The sequence below is a fragment of the Streptomyces acidiscabies genome, from assembly GCF_020010905.1.
Taxonomy (GTDB): Bacteria; Actinomycetota; Actinomycetes; order Streptomycetales; family Streptomycetaceae; genus Streptomyces; species Streptomyces acidiscabies.
On record NZ_JAGJBY010000001.1, the window covers coordinates 3559450 to 3579067 of the forward strand.

Annotated in this window: 21 protein-coding genes and 7 tRNA genes; 19 read left to right on the forward strand and 9 right to left on the reverse strand. The window is 70.3% G+C overall.

The annotated features are described in order from the left end of the window. Positions 1-147: 147 nt before the first annotated feature. The gene (locus tag J8M50_RS16480) at positions 148-1029 is read left to right on the forward strand and encodes an aminoglycoside phosphotransferase/kinase family protein (RefSeq protein WP_010351325.1); all 882 of its coding nucleotides are present in this window, start codon (positions 148-150) and stop codon (positions 1027-1029) included. A gap of 81 nt (positions 1030-1110) precedes the next feature. Next, entirely contained in the window at positions 1111-1404 is a 294-nt protein-coding gene (locus J8M50_RS16485) for a TFIIB-type zinc ribbon-containing protein (RefSeq protein WP_029183512.1), read from the forward strand. A gap of 48 nt (positions 1405-1452) precedes the next feature. Here J8M50_RS16485 and J8M50_RS16490 read toward each other — a convergent pair. The 5 genes from J8M50_RS16490 to J8M50_RS16510 form a co-directional block, all read right to left on the reverse strand. Next, positions 1453-1524 (reverse strand) — tRNA-Val (locus tag J8M50_RS16490). A gap of 32 nt (positions 1525-1556) precedes the next feature. Further along, a tRNA-Val gene (locus J8M50_RS16495) sits at positions 1557-1628 on the reverse strand. A 21-nt stretch (positions 1629-1649) separates the two neighbouring features. After that, a tRNA-Val gene (locus tag J8M50_RS16500) sits at positions 1650-1721 on the reverse strand. Position 1722: 1 nt separating this feature from the next. Continuing rightward, positions 1723-1796, reverse strand: a tRNA-Cys gene (locus J8M50_RS16505). Positions 1797-1838: 42 nt separating this feature from the next. Continuing rightward, positions 1839-1911: transfer RNA gene (locus tag J8M50_RS16510), tRNA-Gly, on the reverse strand. A 155-nt stretch (positions 1912-2066) separates the two neighbouring features. Here J8M50_RS16510 and J8M50_RS16515 point away from each other — a divergent pair. Genes J8M50_RS16515 through J8M50_RS16525 form a run of 3 tightly spaced genes read left to right on the forward strand, consistent with a single transcriptional unit; the run spans position 2067 to position 4818 of the window. Beyond that, the gene (locus J8M50_RS16515; RefSeq protein WP_010351322.1) at positions 2067-3086 is read left to right on the forward strand and encodes a chorismate-binding protein; all 1020 of its coding nucleotides are present in this window, start codon (positions 2067-2069) and stop codon (positions 3084-3086) included. Between the two features lie 21 nt (positions 3087-3107). Then, complete coding sequence (locus tag J8M50_RS16520) at positions 3108-3929, forward strand: aminotransferase class IV (RefSeq protein ID WP_010351321.1); 822 nt, start codon at positions 3108-3110, stop codon at positions 3927-3929. A gap of 52 nt (positions 3930-3981) precedes the next feature. Further along, positions 3982-4818, forward strand: coding sequence for a GNAT family N-acetyltransferase (locus tag J8M50_RS16525; protein WP_010351320.1), 837 nt, complete (start codon positions 3982-3984; stop codon positions 4816-4818). 7 nt (positions 4819-4825) lie between these two features. On the opposite strand, the gene J8M50_RS16530 is transcribed toward J8M50_RS16525, so the two are convergent. After that, positions 4826-5341: a DsbA family protein gene (locus J8M50_RS16530; protein WP_010351318.1), complete on the reverse strand. Its 516-nt coding sequence runs from the start codon at positions 5339-5341 to the stop codon at positions 4826-4828. A gap of 200 nt (positions 5342-5541) precedes the next feature. Here J8M50_RS16530 and J8M50_RS16535 point away from each other — a divergent pair, with 200 nt between their 5' ends. Continuing rightward, positions 5542-5994, forward strand: coding sequence for a hypothetical protein (locus tag J8M50_RS16535; protein ID WP_010351317.1), 453 nt, complete (start codon positions 5542-5544; stop codon positions 5992-5994). Between the two features lie 151 nt (positions 5995-6145). Continuing rightward, complete coding sequence (locus tag J8M50_RS16540) at positions 6146-6298, forward strand: hypothetical protein (protein ID WP_010351316.1); 153 nt, start codon at positions 6146-6148, stop codon at positions 6296-6298. A gap of 55 nt (positions 6299-6353) precedes the next feature. Here the strand turns inward: J8M50_RS16540 and J8M50_RS16545 are convergent, their stop codons facing one another. After that, the gene (locus J8M50_RS16545; RefSeq protein WP_010351315.1) at positions 6354-6914 is read right to left on the reverse strand and encodes a CGNR zinc finger domain-containing protein; all 561 of its coding nucleotides are present in this window, start codon (positions 6912-6914) and stop codon (positions 6354-6356) included. A gap of 222 nt (positions 6915-7136) precedes the next feature. Next, positions 7137-7550, reverse strand: a complete 414-nt coding sequence (locus J8M50_RS16550) for an SsgA family sporulation/cell division regulator (RefSeq protein ID WP_010351314.1) — start codon at positions 7548-7550, stop codon at positions 7137-7139. Between the two features lie 189 nt (positions 7551-7739). Here J8M50_RS16550 and J8M50_RS16555 point away from each other — a divergent pair, with 189 nt between their 5' ends. The 10 genes from J8M50_RS16555 (at position 7740) to J8M50_RS16600 (ending at position 16779) form a co-directional block, all read left to right on the forward strand. Continuing rightward, positions 7740-8174, forward strand: a complete 435-nt coding sequence (locus J8M50_RS16555) for a TIGR02611 family protein (protein WP_010351313.1) — start codon at positions 7740-7742, stop codon at positions 8172-8174. Positions 8175-8297: 123 nt separating this feature from the next. Then, positions 8298-8369 (forward strand) — tRNA-Val (locus J8M50_RS16560). A 63-nt stretch (positions 8370-8432) separates the two neighbouring features. Then, entirely contained in the window at positions 8433-9170 is a 738-nt protein-coding gene (locus J8M50_RS16565) for a glycosyltransferase family 2 protein (protein ID WP_010351311.1), read from the forward strand. A 326-nt stretch (positions 9171-9496) separates the two neighbouring features. Beyond that, a complete protein-coding gene (locus tag J8M50_RS16570; RefSeq protein WP_010351310.1) occupies positions 9497-10786 on the forward strand; it encodes an ABC transporter substrate-binding protein in 1290 nt (429 codons plus the stop codon). Then, positions 10786-11787, forward strand: coding sequence for a carbohydrate ABC transporter permease (locus J8M50_RS16575; RefSeq protein WP_010351309.1), 1002 nt, complete (start codon positions 10786-10788; stop codon positions 11785-11787). The genes J8M50_RS16570 and J8M50_RS16575 overlap by 1 nt, the downstream gene beginning before the upstream one ends. 8 nt (positions 11788-11795) lie before the next feature. Then, positions 11796-12656 carry a carbohydrate ABC transporter permease gene (locus J8M50_RS16580; RefSeq protein ID WP_050987143.1) on the forward strand — a complete coding sequence of 287 codons (861 nt, stop codon included), beginning with the start codon at positions 11796-11798 and terminating at the stop codon, positions 12654-12656. A 5-nt stretch (positions 12657-12661) separates the two neighbouring features. Then, positions 12662-13255 (forward strand): hypothetical protein, encoded by a 594-nt coding sequence (locus tag J8M50_RS16585; RefSeq protein WP_010351307.1) that lies wholly within the window; start codon positions 12662-12664, stop codon positions 13253-13255. A gap of 116 nt (positions 13256-13371) precedes the next feature. Further along, positions 13372-16107, forward strand: a complete 2736-nt coding sequence (locus tag J8M50_RS16590) for an exo-rhamnogalacturonan lyase family protein (protein ID WP_010351306.1) — start codon at positions 13372-13374, stop codon at positions 16105-16107. 114 nt (positions 16108-16221) lie between these two features. Next, positions 16222-16668, forward strand: a complete 447-nt coding sequence (locus J8M50_RS16595; protein ID WP_010351305.1) for an SRPBCC family protein — start codon at positions 16222-16224, stop codon at positions 16666-16668. A gap of 39 nt (positions 16669-16707) precedes the next feature. Next, positions 16708-16779 (forward strand) — tRNA-Val (locus tag J8M50_RS16600). Positions 16780-16826: 47 nt separating this feature from the next. Here the strand turns inward: J8M50_RS16600 and J8M50_RS16605 are convergent. After that, positions 16827-17555 carry a 3'-5' exonuclease gene (locus J8M50_RS16605; protein WP_010351304.1) on the reverse strand — a complete coding sequence of 243 codons (729 nt, stop codon included), beginning with the start codon at positions 17553-17555 and terminating at the stop codon, positions 16827-16829. 169 nt (positions 17556-17724) lie between these two features. On the opposite strand from J8M50_RS16605, the gene J8M50_RS16610 reads away from it, so the two are divergent. Continuing rightward, positions 17725-18291: a DUF4365 domain-containing protein gene (locus tag J8M50_RS16610; protein WP_010351303.1), complete on the forward strand. Its 567-nt coding sequence runs from the start codon at positions 17725-17727 to the stop codon at positions 18289-18291. Further along, the gene (locus J8M50_RS16615) at positions 18288-19520 is read left to right on the forward strand and encodes a hypothetical protein (RefSeq protein ID WP_075825335.1); all 1233 of its coding nucleotides are present in this window, start codon (positions 18288-18290) and stop codon (positions 19518-19520) included. The genes J8M50_RS16610 and J8M50_RS16615 overlap by 4 nt, the downstream gene beginning before the upstream one ends. The last annotated feature ends 98 nt before the right edge of the window (positions 19521-19618 follow it).

Sequence of the window (19618 nt, forward strand, 5' to 3'; positions counted from 1 at the left end):
AGGCCCGGAAGAGCGGTCCGGGCGGGGACATCCCACCCATGAAACCCCGTGGGGACGGGGGTGCGGCGGACGGCAACAATGCCGGCGCAGCTGGGGAGCTGCGCCGGCATTACCTTTGCCCGCACGCAACAGAAGGACCCCACCCCCGTGACCCTGCTCACCGCCCTCACCTTCACCCTCCGCACCCGCACCCACCCCGGCCCCCCACCCTGCGCCTGCCCCACCAGCACCCTCGCGGACCGCCCGGACGCCACGGTCGTACGCCACGCCGACACCGTCGCCAAGGCCCACGCCCCCGGCACACCCCCGGAAACCCTCCTCCCGCGCCTGCGCACAGCCGCCCACCTCCCCGACGTCTTCCTCCCGCCCCTCACCCCCACCCCGGCCCCCCTGCACGACCGCCTGGTCACGTTCTGGCCCTACGGCACCCCCGTCGACCCCGAAGCCCCCGAAGAGGCCCCCTGGGAGGCCGCCGGCGCCCTCCTGGCCCGCCTCCACCGTGCCACCCCGCCCCCGGACCTCCCCCCGATGCGCGGCCCGGCGAAGGCCGCCCAGGCGATCGCCCGCCTCGCCGCCGTCACCCACCCGGCGACCACCCCCGTACGCCGCGCCTGGCACCACCTCCCCGCCTGGGCCCGCGCCGAGGCCCCCATGCCCGCCACCGGCCTCTGCCACGGCGACCTCCACCTCGGCCAGCTGGTCCGCACCCCGGCCGGAGACTGGCGCCTCATCGACGTCGACGACCTCGGCACCGGCGTCCAGACCTGGGACCTCGCCCGCCCCGCCGCCTGGTACGCCTGCGGCCTCCTCCCGCCCGAGGAGTGGAACCGCTTCCTCGACGCCTACCGCGACGCGGCCGGCCCCGCGCTCGACGGGTACGACGACCCCTGGCCCGCCCTGGACGTCGTCGCACGCGCCCTGACCGTCCAGACCGCCGCCCGCGCGATCGCCAAGTCGGCCGCGCAGGAACGGCGGTTGGACGAGGTGGAGGAGGCATTGGTGGACGCGTGCGCGCGGATGTCGCCGTAGGGTGCAACCGGCCGGCCCCGGACGGAGTCTGTCCTGGGGTAACGCGAAACAGGAACGAACAGTGAGGAATTGGGGCCGATGATGCAGTGTCCGAAGTGCCACGCGGCGATGCACACCTACAACCGCAACGGCGTCCAGATCGAACAGTGCAGCAACTGCCGGGGGATCTTCCTCGACTACGGCGAGCTGGAGGCTCTGACCCGCCTCGAAGGCCAGTGGGGTCAGCCGGGACCGCAGGCGTACCCGGCGGCGCCGCCGGTCCCCCCGCCGGGCCCGGCCTGGGGCGCCCCGCAGCACCACGGCGGCCACGGGGGTCACCACGGCGGACACCACCAGCGTCACAAGAGCTTCGGCCACATGCTGTTCTCCAGCTAGCCGGAACGCCACGAAGCCCCCGGTGGGAACCGGGGGCTTCGGCAGCTGTGGACGATACTGGGATTGAACCAGTGACCTCTTCCGTGTCAGGGAAGCGCTCTCCCGCTGAGCTAATCGTCCGGGAGAAACCATGATCCGAAGACCATGATCAGTGCGCGATACTGGGATTGAACCAGTGACCTCTTCCGTGTCAGGGAAGCGCTCTCCCGCTGAGCTAATCGCGCGGGGAAGCCTTGCGGCTCCAGTGGACGATACTGGGATTGAACCAGTGACCTCTTCCGTGTCAGGGAAGCGCTCTCCCGCTGAGCTAATCGTCCTTGGAGGTGGAGACGGGATTTGAACCCGTGTAGACGGCTTTGCAGGCCGTTGCCTCGCCTCTCGGCCACTCCACCAGGAGTTGCAGGGGTTCGGGAAGATCCCCTTGCTTTCCTTCGAGCGGACGACGAGGCTCGAACTCGCGACCTCAACCTTGGCAAGGTTGCGCTCTACCAACTGAGCTACGTCCGCTTGTCTTTCCCGGCCCGCTTGCGCGTCCCGGCGACGTGGTGAACTCTAGCCGATTCCCGGGCCAGTACAAAAACGCGTTTGCGCAGCATGCCGCCCCACATCACCGAACCGCCCAGCTCAGGCCCCCTTGCCGACACCCGACCTAGACTCGACGCGTGCCCCACCTGCCTCCCCTCGCCCGCTTCGGCACCCGCGTCGCCACCGGTCTCCTGGACGTCACGAGCGACCCCGCCGCCCTGGAGTCCAGCGGTTTCTGGGCCGTCGCCGCCGACTTCGAGGGCCGTCTGACCTGCGCCCGCTTCGCCGACGTACACCGCGCCCCGGTCCCCGCGCCGGTGCCGGGCGCCTGGCGCGGACCGGCGACGGGTGACTGGACGTCGTCCCTCGACCGCGCCGCGTACACGGCCGGTGTCCGGCGTATCCGCGAGCACATAGCCGCCGGCCGCGTCTACCAGGCCAACCTCTGCCGGGTCCTGTCCGCGCCGGTCCCAGGGGACGCCGACGTCGACGCCCTCACCGCCCTGCTCGCCCTCGGCAACCCGGCGCCGTACGCGGGCACGATCCGCCTGCCCGGACACGGCGTGCAGATCGCCACCGCCTCCCCGGAACTCTTCCTGCGCCGCGACGGCCGGACGGTCCTCTCCGGCCCCATCAAGGGCACCGGCCGCACCGAGGCCGACCTCCTGGAGAAGGACTACGCCGAGAACGTCATGATCGTGGACCTCGTCCGCAACGACCTCGGCCAGGTCTGTACGACGGGCAGCGTCACCGTCCCCGACCTGTGCGCGGTGGAGAAGCACCCCGGCCTCGTCCACCTCGTCTCGACCGTCGCCGGCGAGCTGCGCCCCGGCGCCGGCTGGCCCGGACTCCTCGCCGCCGCCTTCCCGCCCGGCTCCGTCACCGGCGCCCCCAAGTCCAGCGCCCTCAGGATCATCGACGCCCTGGAGACCGCGCCGCGCGGCCCCTACTGCGGCGGCGTCGGCTGGGTCGACGCCGACCGGGGGACCGGTGAACTCGCCGTCGGCATCCGGACGTTCTGGATCGACGGGGGCCTGCTGAAGTTCGGTACGGGCGCCGGGATCACCTGGGGGTCCGACCCCGAGGGCGAGTGGCGGGAGACCGAACTGAAGGCGTCCCGGCTGCTCGCGGTAGCGTCGGGGGAGTACGACGGCTGACGAACCCCCGAGGTGGCACCGGTGAAACTCTGGCTCGACGGCGGACTGAAGGACATCGAGGACGCGCGCGTCTCCGTCCTCGACCACGGACTGACCGTGGGCGACGGCATCTTCGAGACGGTCAAGGCGACCGACGGCCGCCTCTTCGCGCTCACCCGCCACCTCGACCGCCTCACCCGCTCCGCCCGGGGCCTCGGCCTCCCCGACCCCGACCACGACGAGATCCGTACGGCCTGCGCCGCCGTCCTCGCCGCGAACCCCATGCCGCTCGGCCGCCTGCGCATCACCTACACCGGCGGCCAGGGCCCCCTCGGCTCCGACCGCGGCGCCCACGGCACGACCCTCGTCGTCGCCCTCGGCGAGACGGCCCGCCGCTCCGACACGACCGCTGCCGTCACGGTCCCCTGGACCCGCAACGAACGCGGCGCCCTCACCGGCCTCAAGACCACCTCGTATGCCGAGAACGTCGTCGCCCTCTCCCGCGCGCACGACCAGGGCGCCACCGAGGCGCTCTTCGCCAACACGGTCGGCGCGCTCTGCGAAGGCACCGGCTCCAACGTCTTCGTCGTCCTCGACGGCGAGATCCACACCCCGCCGCTGGCCTCCGGCTGCCTCGCCGGGATCACCCGCGAGCTGGTCGTCGAGTGGACCGGCGCCCACGAGACCGACCTCCCGCTGGATGTCCTCGACCGCGCCGACGAGGTGTTCCTGACGTCCACCCTCCGGGACGTCCAGGCGGTCCACCGCGTGGACGCGCGCGAGCTGCCCGGGGCGCCGGGGCCGGTGACGGCGAAGGCGATGCGGGTGTTCACGGAGCGGGCGGCGGACGACCTCGATCCGTGAGCGGTGCCGTTATCGGGCTGCTCGGAGGGCCCGCACAGGGTAGAAACGCGGCATGACCACGACCTTGCGCCCCACCGAGCCGCTCCAGCGGGAGCCCGGCCCCGCCGGACGGCTCTCACGCCGCTACCAGGTGTGCGTGAACAGCCGCCCCGTCGGCACGCTCCACCTCGGCACGCACCCGGGCTTCGGCCCGACCATCGCCCGCATCGAGGAACTCCGCATCGACGAGGCCGACCGCCGCCGGGGCCGCGCGACGGTCGCCGCGCTCGCCGCGGAGGAGGTGGCGCGCGGGTGGGGCTGCCGGTCCATCGAGGTGTACGTCCCCGTCGAGCGCGGCACCGACCCGGCGACCTCCCCCGGCATCCGCCTCGCCACCGCCCTCGGCTACGTCCTGCGCAACCGGGGCATGGAGAAACCCCTCGGCACGACCGCCCCGCCCCTCCCGCCCGGCCTCACCGTCCGCCCCATAGCCGAGACGGAGTTCCGCCCCTTCATCGAGAGCAGCTACCGCAACTTCGCGCAGGAGTGCGTGGAACGCGGCATCACCCGCGCCGAGGCCGACACCCGCGTCGCCCGCGAACTCCCCGGCGCACACCTCACTCTCCCCGGCACCACCATCGACGCCCTCGAACACCCCGACGGCCGCCTCGGCACCCTGTGGCTCGCCCCCGACGGCGACAACTCCTACATCTACGACATCGAGGTCACCGAGGAGTTCCGGGGGAAGGGGTACGGCCGCACGCTGATGCACCTCGCGGAGGCGCGCGCGATCGAGAGGGGCAGCACGGTCATCGGCCTCAACGTGTTCGCGGACAACGCACCGGCGGAGCGGCTGTACGAGTCACTGGGCTACGAAACGGTCGGGCACGGCATGTACAAGGCACTCTGAACCGGGCTCACGCGCCGAGCAGCCGGTCGGCGATCTCCTCGACGCGCTCCCGGAGCCCCTCCTGGCTCTTGCCGCCGTCGAGGCGTTCGCCGTCGATGACGTACGTCGGGGTGCCGGTGACGCCGATCGCCTTGCCCTCGGCGTGGTCCGCGTCCACGATCAGCATGTGCCGGCCGTCGATGAGCGCCGTCTCGAACTCCTCGGCGTCCAGCCCGAGTTCACGCGCGATGTCGACGAGGAACGCCTCACCGCGCCGGTCCAACTCCTCGACCCGCCCGAGCACCGCCTCGACGTACGCCCACCCCTGCCCCTGTTCCACCGCCTCCTCCGCTGCCTGCGCGGCGGCGAACGCGTGCTTGTGCTTCTCCAGCGGGAAGTGCCGCAGCCGCACGTCCACCCGGTCCCCGTACCGCTCCCGCAGCAGCCGCAGATCCCCGAGCGCGGACCGGCAGTCGGGACACTGCAACTCGCACCAGACGTCGAGGACGACGGGGGAGGCGGGGGAGGGGGAGGAATCGTTCATGGGGGGAGTCTCCCAGTCCGGGGCGGGGGATCCCAACCCGTGGGGCGGAGGCCGACCCGGAGATGTCCCTGATGTCCTTGCCGGGGCGTGGCCGCGACGGGGGCGGGAGGTGCACGATGGAGACAGGACGGGACGCGCGGACCGGGAGGACGGGGTGCGCCGGCCCGTGCGAGTTGCGCACACCGAGTCTGGAGGACCGGATGATTGCCGAGACCGTCTGTTCCGCTGTCGCCGCGGCCGGCCTGGGCATCGCGGCGGTGACGGCGTACCGGAAACGCTTCCTGGCGGCGGCCCGCCTGGCGGCCTACGCGCTGGTGCCGCTGGGCCTCGTGATGACCGGGGTCGTCAAGTGGGCGGCGGACACGGCGTTCAGCCCGGTCGCCTGGGCGGGTTTCGCCGTACTCGGCGGCGCCTGGGGGCTGTTCGCGCTGACCCGTTCCGTGGAGCGGCACCGGGGTGGCACCCGCAAGGAGCGCAGGGCGACCGCGCGGGCGGCGAACCGGGAGGCCGTGGCGCCGGGTGCCTCGACGCCGACGCTCGGCGCGGCGGCGCCCCGCCAGTCCCGGCCCGCCGCGAGCCGCCGTACGGAACCCGCCTCCGCCGGCGATGACTTCAGCGAAATCGAGGCGATTCTCAAGAAGCGCGGCATTTGAGGCACCCCGTCTGAAACGACACAAGTGGTCCCCCGGCCGTGCGGAAACGATCACACCCTGAAACGGACCTCGACGGTTTCGGCGAACTCCCGCTCAACCCGCGCGTGTTGATCGCAACAGGGGTCCCACCTGCGCCATCATCGCCCGCGAGATGCTGGACACGACACAGAGCGAGGCCGCGCCCCCTCAGGACGAGCCGCGCGGATGCCTCTTCGCCCTATCCCAGCCACCGCTCATGATCTTCCTCGCGGTGATCGGGTCCCTCCTCCTCATGGCAGCCCTGCACGACCTGCTGCTGCTGTGACCGTCCCGCGCTCCCCGGCGCCATCCGCCGGGGCGCGCGCACACTCCCCCCGCCCTCACCCCGTGGCCTCTTTCCTCCGTGCCCGGTAGGCCGCCACGTGCAAGCGGTTGCCGCACGTCCTGCTGTCGCAGTAGCGGCGGGAGCGGTTGCGGGAGAGGTCGACGAAGGCCCGGCGGCAGTCGGGCGCCTCGCAGCGGCGCAGACGTTCCTGCTCACCGGCGACGACGAAGAACGCGAGGGCCATCCCGCAGTCGGCGGCGAGGTGGTCGGCGAGGGAGGCGCCGGGGGCGAAGTAGTGGACGTGCCAGTCGTACCCGTCGTGATCGGTGAGCTGCGGAGTCGTGCCCGCTCCCGCGACCAGCTTGTTGATCAGTTCCGCCGCGCTGCGGGCATCCGCCGCCGCGAAGATCTCGGCGAACCGCTCCCGCAGAGCGCGGACCGACTCCAGATCGGCCTGGGACAGCGCCTCGACGCCGCTGATCTCGTTGGAACGTACGAACTCTTCCAGCGCGGGGACGTCCAGCAGCCCGTCCACCGCCGTCTCGTCCTCCGGCGCGGTGTTGACCAGGCCCACCACCGCGTCCAGCGCACACCGGGTGTCGTGGGGGATCAGCACATTTCGCTCCCTGCCTGAGGACGGGCCACGCGCCCGCCGATGCTGGCCGATGGTAGCCGCCCCGCCCAGGGGACCCGGGCCCACGGACCCGCGCCCAACACCGACGCCGCCCACCGGAGAACCGGTGGGCGGCGTCGGTCGCGGACTGGTACGGCCCGCGTTCGTGTCTGCCCGGTCCGTCTCCCCGAGTGGACGGCGTCGGGCGGGTGGAGATGTCCCTGGCTAGTTCTCCGCCAGGATGTGCGACAGCTCCTGATCGAGGTCGAAGTGCCGATGCTCCGTGCCAGGTGGCACGGCCGCGTCGGTGCGCTTCAGGAAGGATTCCAGTGCCCGCGCAGGTGCCTCCAGGAGGGCCTCGCCCTCAGGGGAGCTGAGGGCGATACAGACGACCCCCTGACCGTGACTGCGCGACGGCCATACGCGGACGTCGCCGGTGCCGGTGGGCCGGTGGAGGCCCTCCGCGAGGAGGTCGCGGGCGAACACCCACTCGACGGTCTCCTCGGCTCCGGTGTGGAAGGTGGCGTGCACGGCGTAGGGATCGGCCGTGTCGTACCGCAGACCTGCGGGAACAGGCAGGGAGGACTCGCTCGACACAACGAGGCGCAGGTGCAGCTCGCAGCTGACCGTGGTGTTCATAAGCGCCAGGGCCTTTCGCTCAGTGTGCGCTCGGGGATTCGCACGTCGGCGAAATCGACATGCCACCTACGGTGCCGTTGTAAACCCCTCTGAGGGTTTTGTGCGTCTTTACGTAACTCTTCCGGCCGAGACCCTCTTCTCCCGGTACCACCATTCCGGTGACCGGATTCTCTCCGGTAAGGTTCAGGTATGAATACGGGGAGTGACGAGCCCGGCGAGGCGACCGTGGTCACGGACAGTGCGAAACCCGAAGGTCTCGGATCCAAGGCGCCGGCGTTCATCAAGAAGAGCAGGACACTGCACCTGAGCTGGCAGGTCGGCGTCTTCGTCGTCGGCCTCGCGGTCGTGGGGCTCGGCATCGTCATGCTGCCGCTGCCGGGGCCCGGCTGGGTCGTGATCTTCGCGGGCATGGCGATCTGGGCCACCGAGTTCGTCTGGGCGCAGCTGGTCCTGCGCTGGACGAAACGCAAGGTCACGGAGGCCGCCCAGCGGGCCCTCGATCCGGAGGTGCGCCGGCGGAACATCATCCTGACGTCGATCGCGCTGGTGATCATCGGCGTCCTGGCCGGCATCTATCTCTGGAAGTACGGCCTGGAGATGCCGTGGAACATCAAGAACCAGTGAGTCCGGCCGTCTGACCGCCTCCCCGCCGGTCACCCTCCGCCACCGACCGCCTCCCCCTTCGGTGGCCCGACCCTCACCGGTCCGACCCACCCCCTGACATGCGGTAATGTTCACCCCGCACCCGGGCGATTAGCTCAGTGGGAGAGCGCTTCGTTCACACCGAAGAGGTCACTGGTTCGAACCCAGTATCGCCCACCCGATCCAGGGGCCGTTCCGGAAGCCGGAGCGGCCCCTGGTGCATGCCCAGGGGGGACGCACATGACCAGCCTGATATCGATCATCACGCCGATCTACGACCCCCACCCCGAGCACCTGAAGGCCGCCCACGCCTCCCTCGCGGCCCAGACCCTCCCGCCCGGCTGGTCCTGGGAGTGGATCGTCCAGGAGGACGGCGGGACAGGCATCGCCGAGACGCTGCTCCCGCAGGACCCCCGGATCCGTACGGCACGGGGCCGCCGGGGCGGCGTCGCCATCACCCGCAACCTCGGTCTCTCCCGCGCCGAGGGCACCCTGGTCAAGAACCTCGACCAGGACGACGTCCTCACCCCCGGCGCCCTGACCAGGGACATCGAGGCCCTCCAGGACCCGGCGACCGGCTGGGCCACCTCCCGCGCCCTCGACCTCCTCCCCGACGGCACGACAGCCGCCAACGACAACGACCCCGCCCCCGGCCCGATCCCCCGGGGCGAGGTCGCCGCCTACTGGCGCACCCACGGCCACCGCCTCCCCGTCCACCCCACCACCCTCTGCGTCCGCCGCACCCTCGCCGTGGCCCTGGGTGGCTGGATGGCCGTACCCGGCTCGGACGACACCGGCCTCCTCATCGCGGCCAGCACGATCGCGCCGGGCCACTTCACCGGCGAACCGGGCCTGCTGTACCGCAAGTGGCCGGGCCAGGTCTCCGCGGGCGACGCCCACTCCGAACCGGCCGAACGCGCCCTGCGCATGCGCCTGATCGACGAGCGGGCCCAGCAGCTCGCCGCGCTGTTCGACTAGGGACAGACAGCACTAACCCGCCGTACCCGTACCAGACCACCCCAAGAGCCCGTTCAAACCACCCCGGCGAATTTCGGCCCGTGCCCGCCGCCGCTCGATGGGGCATCCGGTGTTCGGGTGCTCGAACCGGCCTCGCTCACCTGCGGGTATGTCAACGCGATGGCCGTGAACGGCACTTGAGGCACGGGGCCGTCCCCAAGCCGTCTCACAAGAAAATCCTGTCCGAATCATTGACGCTCTCTCACCCCCCTCGTACCTTGTGCCAGCAAGCGCTTTCTTGAAACGATTCATGCAAGCGGCAACGACGCTGCGGGGAGGGCCCGACTGTGGGAACCAGCAGGAATATCGAGAGGCGAACGATCCTGAAGGCGGCCGGAGCGACGGCAGCCACACTCGGGCTGGCGGCGACGACGGGATGCGGCGGGGACAGCGGTTCGTCCTCCGACGGGACGGTGACGATCCGTTACGCGTGGTGGGGAGCCGACGACCGCGCGAAGAGAATCAACCAGACCATCGCGCTCTTCGAGAAGAAGTACCCGAAGATCAAGGTGAAAACGGACTTCCAGCCGTACGGCGACTTCTGGAAGAAGTTCAATACCCAGGCCTCCGGGGGAAATCCGCCGGACGTCTTCCAGAACGCCATCGGATTCCTGCGGAAATACGACGCGAAGAACGTTCTGCTCGACCTGAGTTCACAGGTCAAGGCGGGCAATCTGTCCATGGACGGCTTCCGCGCCGGACTCGACAAGTTCGGCGAGGTCGACGGCAAGCTCCTCGGCGTCCCGGTCGGCTCCAACTCGATGGCCCTGGTCATCGACCAGCCCGTCTACACCCGCTCCGGCATCACCCCGAAGCAGGGCTGGACCTGGAACGACTTCCACGCCGCGATGCTGAAGATCCACCAGAAGACCGGCCGCGCGGGCGACTCCGGCATGTACGGCGTCATGTACCTCTACGACCTGTACCTCCGCCAGAACGGCAAGGCGTTCTTCACCGCCGACGGCCTCGGATTCACCGAGTCGGACCTCAAGGACTGGTGGACCAAGGCCGAACAGGGCCTGGAGCAGGGCGAGTTCGCCGACGCCAAGAAGGTCGCCCAGATCAAGCCGAAGTCCGCCGTCGCCGCCGAACTCGCCGCCGGTGAGTTCACCTGGGACAACTTCACCGTCCGCTACACCGCCGAGGGGAAGAGCGAGTACCGCCTCGCCCCCATCCCCACCACGGACGGCAAGAAGACCGGCCAGTACCTCGGCTCCCTCATGCTGAGCGCCTCCAAGCGCACCAAGCACCCCAAGGAAGTCGCCCAGTTCATCAGCTTCATGGTCCACGACCCCGAGGTCGCCAAGATCATGGGCTACGACCGCGGCATCCCCGCCACCCAGGCGCAGTACGACGCGTTCAAGCCGACCGACGAGGTCAACAAGTCGATCGCCGCCTACGAGGAGTCCCTCGTCGCCTCCGGCGTCCTGGAACCCATCACCCCGCACCCCAGCGGCGCCGACATCTGCGAGTCCGCGTTCCTGCGGATCGCCGAGGAACTCGCGCTCGGGACCCGGTCGGTGGACGACGCCGTCAAGCAGTTCTTCACCGAGTCGAAGACGGCCCTCAAGGCCTGATGGGAACCACCGTGACACACGCCCCCGCACTGGAGGGCCAGACCTTGGACTCCGGGCCGCCCCGCGGCCCGGAGCGGCCCGCGAAACCCCCCGAGCTCAAGCGCCGTATGCGCCGGGAGAACCTGGCCGGCTACCTCTTCATGTCGCCGTGGATCGCGGGGTTCCTGCTGCTCACCGCGGGCCCGATGGTCGCCTCGCTCTACTTCGCGTTCACCGACTACAACCTCTTCGACCCGCCGAAGTGGATCGGCCTCGACAACTTCTCCGAGATGTTCGGCGACCCCCGCTGGCGCCACTCGGTCCAGGTCACCCTCTGGTACGTCGTCGTCGGTACGCCCCTCAAGCTGCTCGCCGCGCTCGGCGTCGCCCTGCTGCTCGCCCAGAAGCGGCGCGGCCAGGCCTTCTACCGGGCCGCGTTCTACGCGCCCTCCCTGATCGGGGCCAGCGTCTCCATCGCGATCGTCTGGAAGGCGATCTTCTCGGACGACGCGGTCGTCGACCAGACCCAGCAGTTCTTCGGCATCAACGCCGGCGGCTGGACCGGTGACCCCGAGCTGATCATCTACAGCCTCGTCGCCCTGACCGTCTGGCAGTTCGGCGCGCCGATGGTCATCTTCCTCGCAGGCCTCAAGCAGGTTCCGCGCGAGCTGTACGAGGCCGCCGAGATGGACGGCGCCGGGACCTGGCGCAGGTTCTGGAACATCACCCTGCCGATGATCTCCCCCGTCCTCTTCTTCAACGTCCTGCTGGAGACCATCCACTCCTTCCAGATCTTCAGCTCGGCGTACATCGTCGGCGGCGGCGCGGGCGGCAACGCCTGCGGACCGGCCGACGGGTCGATGGTCTACACCTGCTATCTGTACGTCCAGGGCTTCGAGAACAGCCGGATGGGGCTCGCCTCCGCCATGGCGTGGCTGCTGCTCGTCGCCGTCGCGCTGGTCACCGCCGTCCTCTTCTGGTCGCAGAAGAAGTGGGTGCACTACGAGGAGGGTGCCCGGTGAGCGCCACCATGGTTCAGAAGTCGTCCGGCACCGGACGGGGGCGCGCTGGCTCCCTCGCCTGGCACCTCGGCTCCCTCGCGATTCTTGCCGTGATCCTCTACCCCGTGATCTGGGTCATCGGCGGCTCGTTCAAGAAGAGCGAGGACATCGTCGGGAGCCTCGACCTCTTCCCGTCCGACCCGATCACCACCAACTACGAGCGGCTCAGCGACGGCATCGCCGACATCTCCATCTCGACGTTCTTCGTCAACTCGCTGACCCTCGCCCTCGGTTCCGTGATCGGCATCCTGATCTCCTGCTCGCTCACGGCGTACGCGTTCGCGCGGATCAAGTTCGCGGGCCGCAACCTGCTCTTCACGCTGATGATCGGCACCCTGCTGCTGCCGTACCACGTCCTGCTCATCCCGCAGTACGTGCTCTTCCGCAACATGGACATGATCAACACGTACACCCCGCTGCTGCTGGGCAAGTACCTCGCCACGGAGGCGTTCTTCGTCTTCCTCATGGTCCAGTTCATGCGCAACCTGCCCAAGGAACTCGACGAGGCCGCCCGCCTCGACGGCTGCGGACACCTGCGCATCTACTGGTCGATCGTGCTCCCGCTGTGCCGCCCGGCCCTCATCACCAGCGCGATCTTCACGTTCATCAACTCGTGGAACGACTTCATGGGCCCGCTGATCTACCTCAACGAGCCCGACAAGTACACCGTCTCCCTGGGCCTGAAGATGTTCGTCGACCAGGAAGGCGTGGCCGACTACGGCGGCATGATCGCCATGTCCCTCGTCGCGCTGCTGCCCGTCCTCGCGTTCTTCCTCGCCTTCCAGCGCTACCTCATCGACGGCATGGCGACCTCCGGACTCAAGGGCTGACGCCGATGGCCACCGAGACGCGGGTGAAGCCCCGCAAGGAGTCCGTGTTCGCCGAGCGGTTCGCCGTCTTCGCCGAGTGCCTGCTCACCGGCGTCTGGATCGCCGTCGCCTGCCTCGGCGTCGTCACCTACCCCGCCGCACTCGCCGCAGGCAGCCGCCATCTGGCCCGCCGTATCGCCCATGTGGACGGCGGACTGCGGGAGTTCATCGCCGACTTCCGTACGGCGCTGCGCGGCGGGTGGGCCGTCGGGCTCGCCGGGTGGGCGGCCGTCGTGGCGGTCTGGGTCGACGTGTGGGCCGTGCGCGCGGGGCTGCCGGGCGGGCCGCTGATCGGCGCGATCGGGGTGTTCGCCCTGATCGGGGCCGCCGTCGCGCTGCTGCGGGCCGCGGCCGTCTGGACGCCGGGCGACCGCTGGCGCGAGCTGCTCGCCGGGGCCGGGCGCCGGACGGTCCTCGACCCGGCCGGCTCCTTCCTCGTCGTCGCCGGGCTCGCGGTGGTCGTCATGTCCGCGTGGTTCATCGCGCCGCTGGGCGTTCCCGTGCTCGGCGCCGTCGTCGCGGCGGCGCTGGCGGTGGAGGAGCGGTACCGGCGCCGCTGAGCTGTCGCTTTACCGGTACGGCGCCGGCGCCCCCGGCGTCGTACCGCAACCAAGGCCGGTGTCCCCGTGCCTTCCTCTGTCATGCCCGAAGCTTCCCCGCACGGAAAGGAACGGCCATGTCCCCCCTTCCCCGCAGATCCCTCTTCAAGGCGGCAGCCGTCGCAGGAGTCGCCGCGCAGTTCAGCTGGGCGCTCGGCTCGAACGCCTCCGCCGCGCCGAACGCCCCGAGCGGCGCCGCCGACCCGGTGACCCTGGACTGGCTGGAGGACGGCGGCCTCGGCGCCGCCCCCGGCTCCACGCTCGGCGTGCCCTGGCCGATGGGCGCCTTCCAGGAGGACCAGGCCTTCGCGGTCACCGACGCCGACGGCAAGGACGTCCCCGTCCAGTCCTGGCCCATCGCCTACTGGCCCGACGGCTCCCTCAAGTGGACCGCGCACGCGGTGAGTTCGGGCGACGGCAAGCTCACGCTGGCGCCGGGTACGCCGACCGCGCCCGGCAAGAAGGTCACCGTCTACAAGAGCGGCGGCACCATCGACGTGTCGACCGGCGTCGTCGACGTGAAGATCGGCAAGTCCGGTGCCACGCTCATCAAATCCGTGAAACGCGGCTCCACCGAGATCGCCAAGAACGGCCGCCTCGTCCTCATCCGCCAGCCCGAGATCGAGGACGAGGACCAGGGCACCGTCAAGACCGAACGCTTCGAGGGCGCCATCTCCGAGGTGACCGTCGAACAGGACGGCCCCGTCCGCGCGGTCGTCCGCATCGACGGCAAGCACCGCAAGGGCAACCGGAGTTGGCTCCCCTTCTCAATCCGCCTCTACTTCTACGCGGGCGCCGACTCCTTCCGCATGGTCCACACCATCACCTACGACGGCACCCAGGAACCCGGCAAGGCCAGCGGCGACTTCATCCGCGGCCTCGGCGTCCGGTTCACCGTGCCGATGCGCGACCAGGCGTACGACCGCCACATCCGCATCGGCGGCGAGGGCACGGGCCTGCTCCGCGAGGCCGTCAAGGGCATCACCGGCCTGCGCCGCGACCCCGGAATCGCCGTCCAGGAAGCCCAGTTCGCCGGGAAGAAGCTGCCCGACCCGTCGACCTGGGACCAGCGGGTCACCACCCGGCTCCAGTACATCCCCGAGTGGGGCGACTACACCCTCTCCCAGCTCTCCTCCGACGGCTTCACCGTGCGCAAGCGCACCAAGAAGGGCCACGGCTGGATCGGCGCGGGCGGCGGCAAGCGGGCCTCCGGGTTCGGGTACGTCGGCGGCGCGAGCGGCGGATTCTCCTTCGGGCTGCGGGACTTCTGGGAGCGCCACCCCTCCCAGCTCGACATCCGCGACGCCCAGACCGACGAGGCCGAGGTCACCCTCTGGCTCTGGTCGCCCGAGGCCCAGCCGATGGACCTGCGCTTCTACCACGACGGCATGGGCCAGGACACGTTCCCCGAACAGCTCGAAGGCCTCAACATCACGTACGAGGACTACGAACCCGAGTTCGGCACGCCCTACGGCATCGCGCGTACCTCCGAACTCCTCTTCTGGGCCAACGAGTCCACACCGACGCCGGAAACACTCGCCCAACAGGTCGACGCCGTCCGGGTGTTGCCGCAACTGGCTGCGCCGCCCCAGCAGTTGATCAAAGCCGGTGTCTTCGGGCCGGGGTTGTACTCCGAGCCCGACCGCTCCACGCCGGCCAAGGCGAAGATCGAGGACCACCTCGACTTCCTCTTCACGTACTACAAGGACCAGGTGGAGCAGCGCCGTTGGTACGGCTTCTGGGACTACGGCGACATCATGCACACGTACGACACCGTCCGGCACCAGTGGCGGTACGACATCGGCGGGTACGCGTGGGACAACTCCGAGCTGTCGCCGGACCTCTGGCTCTGGTACGCGTATCTGCGCTCCGGCCGCTCCGACATCTTCCGGTTCGCCGAGGCCATGACCCGGCACACCGGGGAGGTCGACGTGTACCACCTCGGCAAGTGGGCCGGGCTCGGTACCCGGCACGGCGTCCAGCACTACGCCGACAGCGCGAAGCAGCAGCGGATCGCCAACACCACGTACCGGCGCTTCTACTACTTCCTCACCGCCGACGAACGCGTCGGTGACCTCATGCACGCGAACGTCGACTCCGACGAGACGTTCCTCGTCCTCGACCCCATCCGCAAGATCCGCACCGAGCCCTACACGCCCGACCGGCACGCCCTGTCCATCGGGTTCGGTACCGACTGGAGCGGGCTCGTCTCCGCGTGGCTCACCGAGTGGGAGCGGCGTGGGCCCAAGTGGGAGAAGGCGAAGGCTCGGGTGCTGTCCACGATGGAGACCATCGCCGCGCAGCCCAACGGGTTCGTGCAGGGGAGTGGGCTGTACGACCTCGACACCGGGAAGTTCGCGGTGGCGTCCTCGCCGGTCGTGGGGGTGTCGCATCTGTCCGCCGTCTTCGGGCTCAACGAGCTCTGCGCTGAGTTGATCCATCTCGTCGACATGCCTCGGTTCAATGAGGCGTACTTCGACTACTGCCGGTACTTCAATGCGACCAAGGCTGAGCAGGCGGCTCGGTATGGGGCCAACTTCGGGACGTTGCTGTTGTTCCAGGGGCACTCGCGGCTTGATGCGTATGCCGCGGTGAAGACTGGGGACGAGAAGCTGGCCAAGCGGGCTTGGGACAAGTTCTACAACTCCGATGGGTACAAGGAGTCGGCGCCGTGGAGGACCGAGAAGGTGGTGGGACCGACGGCTCTGGTCGCCGGTAGCGAGGCGACGTGGGTGTCGACCAACGACACCGCGTTGTATGGGTTGGCGGCCATCGAGAACCTGGCGCTTCTGGGGAACAAGATGCCTTCGTAGGGGGTGGTTCGGGTGGTGGGGGACTGTGGGCCCGTTGTGGCTGGTCGCGCCCGCGCGGCGGTAGCCGCAAATCGACACAGCCCCGCGCCCCTGAAAGACCTAGACTTGCCGCTTGTGGATTGGACGCGCTATCGGTTTCGTAGCCTGTGGCGCCTGCCTGCGCCTACCGACGTCGTGTACTCCGCCCTCGAACGCGCCGAGGAGTATCCCCGCTGGTGGCCCCAAGTTCGCTCGGTCACCCCCATTGACGACACCACCGGTCTCATTCACATCCGCGCCACCCTTCCCTACACCCTCACCTTCACCGCGCGCGAGGTTCGGCGTGATCCCGGTGCCGGGGTGCTGGAGATCTCCATGAGTGGGGATCTTGAGGGGTGGGCTCGGTGGACGCTGGAGGCTCAGGGGGGTGGGACCCTTGCGGTCTACGAGCAAGTCGTCGTCGTGAACAAGGCGTTGTTGCGGGTGCTCGCCGTTCCCGGGCGGCCCGTGTTTCGGCTCAACCATCGGCTCATGATGCGTGGTGGGCGGCGTGGGCTCGTCCGGGTTCTGCGCGCGGTTTGAAGGAACCGCGCGCGGGACTGTATTGTTCAGTGCGTTCCCGGGCGATTAGCTCAGTGGGAGAGCGCTTCGTTCACACCGAAGAGGTCACTGGTTCGAACCCAGTATCGCCCACCGGGAAAAGGCCGGTCAGCCTTAGCTGACCGGCCTTTTGCTTGCCCTCATGCCGCCGCCGGGAGAGCAGGCGGGCGGACCGGCCAGGCCGGGTCCACCGTCTCCTCCTGGCCGCTTCGCGCGAACCACGCCTGGAGGCCGCGCGCCTGGGCCGCGTGCCAACCCGTCTGGAGGGTGTGCAGCTCGCCGGGGGAGAGGCGTTCGAGGCGGGCCGAGAAGCGGCGGCCTACGGCTCGTACGACCTCAAGGGAGGCCAGCGCGTCCGCCGCCGCGTCGTGCGCCTCGGACAGCGTCACGCCGTAGTGCTCGCACAGGTCCGTCAGCGTGCGGCGGCCCTTGCGGTAGCGGTCCAGGTGCTTGTCCAGGACCCGGGGGTCCAGGACGCGCAGCGAGGACTGCTCCAGCCGGTCGTCCAGGGACGACGCTCGGTGCCGGCGCAGCTCGCGGTCCAGGAGCGTCAGGTCGAACGGCGCGTTCATCACCACCAACGGCCGCCCCACGGCCGCCTGTTCGGCCAGCAGCTCCGCTATCTCGTGCATCACCGGCGCCGGCCAGCGGCCGTTGCGCTGGAGGTGCTCCTCCGTCAGCCCGTGCACCGCCGTCGCCGAACTCGGCACCGGTACGCCCGGGTTGACCAGCCAGCGGCTCACCCGGGGCCGGGTCCCCGTGGCGTCCTGCACGACGAGCGCGGCCGACACGATCCGGTCCGACTCGACGTCCACTCCTGTCGTCTCCGTGTCGAAGGCCGCGAGGGGGCCTTCGTACCAGCACGTCATATCCTCACAACCCCTCGTTCGCGCACGGCCGATGACATGCCGTCTTCTGCCTGTTTGGTGATACCCGGGCTGTTTGCGCCGTACGCCGGAAGGACACAACAGGAGTGCGGGAGCTGGGAGTTCGCCCGGCCGCACCAAGAACTCGCAATAACGGGGAAGGCTTTTGGTCATGGCGATAGCGCAGCCCGAGCGGGGCGGGCTGCTGCCCGAACGCACGGGCCCCCATCGCGGCACGCTCGCCACCACCGCCTGCATGGAGACCTTGCAGGTCGGCTATCTGCACGCCGTCGCCGCAGCGGCCGGCTGCTCGCTGTCCCAGCCGTTCCCGGACAACGGCATCGACTGGCACGTCAGCCACGGCTCACCCGGCCACACCGTCGACGACGAAGTCACCATCAAGGTCCAGCTCAAGGCGACGTACCAGCTCCCGCCCCACCCGCCGGGCCGCACCTTCCCCTTCACCCTCGAAAACGACCACCTGCGCAAACTCGCGCGCACCCCGGTGTCCGTGCACAAGATCCTGGTCGTGATGCTCGTCCCGCGCTCCCCGGACGACTGGCTGCGCGCCGGCCACGACCGCCTCGACCTGCGGCACTGCTGCTACTGGGTCAACCTCGCCGGCCGGCCGATCACCGGCCGCACCCGCACCACCGTACGGATACCGACCTCACGCATCTTCGACGACCGGGCGCTGTGCGAGATCATGACGCGGGTCGGGACGGGAGGACGACCATGAGCCACCGGCCGCTCGACGAACTACGGCCCCACCCCGAACACGACGGCTGGTACCGCGTCCCCGACGCCGCCGACGTCGACCCCGCCGTCCTCGCCGCCCTCCTGCGCCGGCACGGCTGGCAGCGGCGCGGCGGAGCACCCGGCCGCTACGGACGCTGGACCCCGCCCGGACCCGGCACCACGACCAGCCTCCTCGTCCCCGAGACCCGCGCCTACCCCGACAGCGACGACCTGCTGACCGAGGCACTCACCGCACTCACCCGCACCGGGACACCCGCCGCACGCGAAGTCCTGCTCGGGCTCGCCGTCCCCAGCGACGAGATCCGCTGGTGGCGCGACATCCCCGAGGGCCCCGCGGCCCGGAACGCGGTCTCCTGGAACGCCGCCTCCTGGAACGCCGACGACGAGTTGCGCGCCGCCGCCCGCCGCACCCTCCTCGCCGCCGCCCTCGCGACCCGCGCCCCCGCCGGCTACCACGGCGCCCGCCACCGCCACAGCGCCGCCGCCCTCCTCGACGACGTCCTCGTCGGCACCGCCGAAGGAGGCCGCCGGCTCACCGCGTTCGCCCCCGTCCGCGCCGCCCGCCCCCTCGCCGTACGCCTGCACCAGGCCCTGTACGCCGCCCGCGAGGCCGTCGACTACCAGCGGGCCACCGGCGGCATGGACGCCTTCGACGGCGCCGTCGAGGCCGGCGTCAGCCGCGAGCTGACCGAGGCGCTCATCTCGCTCGTGCGGGGTACGGAGGGGGCGCGCATCGCCGTCGCGTGGGCGCCCGGCGCCGGGGTGCCCGAGGGGTGCGCAGGGTCCGGGGAGGCCGTCGAGTTCTCGCCGGGGGACGTACCCGTGCTGCGCGAGGCCGGGGCGCGGTACCTGCGGGAGGAGCCGTCCGTGCCGGTCACGGTGACCGGGGCCGTCCTGCGGCTGCGGCGGTCCGGGCCCCGGGGGGAGGGCAGCGTGCGGCTGCGGGTCCTCGCGGGCGCCGAGGTGGCCCAGGTGCGGGTACGGCTCGACGAGGAGGACTACCGGATCGCCGGGCAGGCGCATCTGCTGGGGCTGCCGGTCCGGGTGCGGGGGCGGCTGGAGAGCCGGGGCGGGTTCCGGCGGCTGGCGGAGGGGTACGGCGTCGTACCCGTCGAAGTCGACGACGAGGAGCGGGACCGGCTGCTCAAGTCGCTCCAGGAGAACCTCGACTTCTTCGAGGAGGCGTGTGGGGGCGAGCTGGACGACTGACCTGGGGGGCTTGTTTCGCGGTGGGTGCTCCCGGGTCGGTACGATCCCCTCTTGCGCGCGCTCCTCGTATGGCGCCGCATTTCACCTTCAGGCAGGAG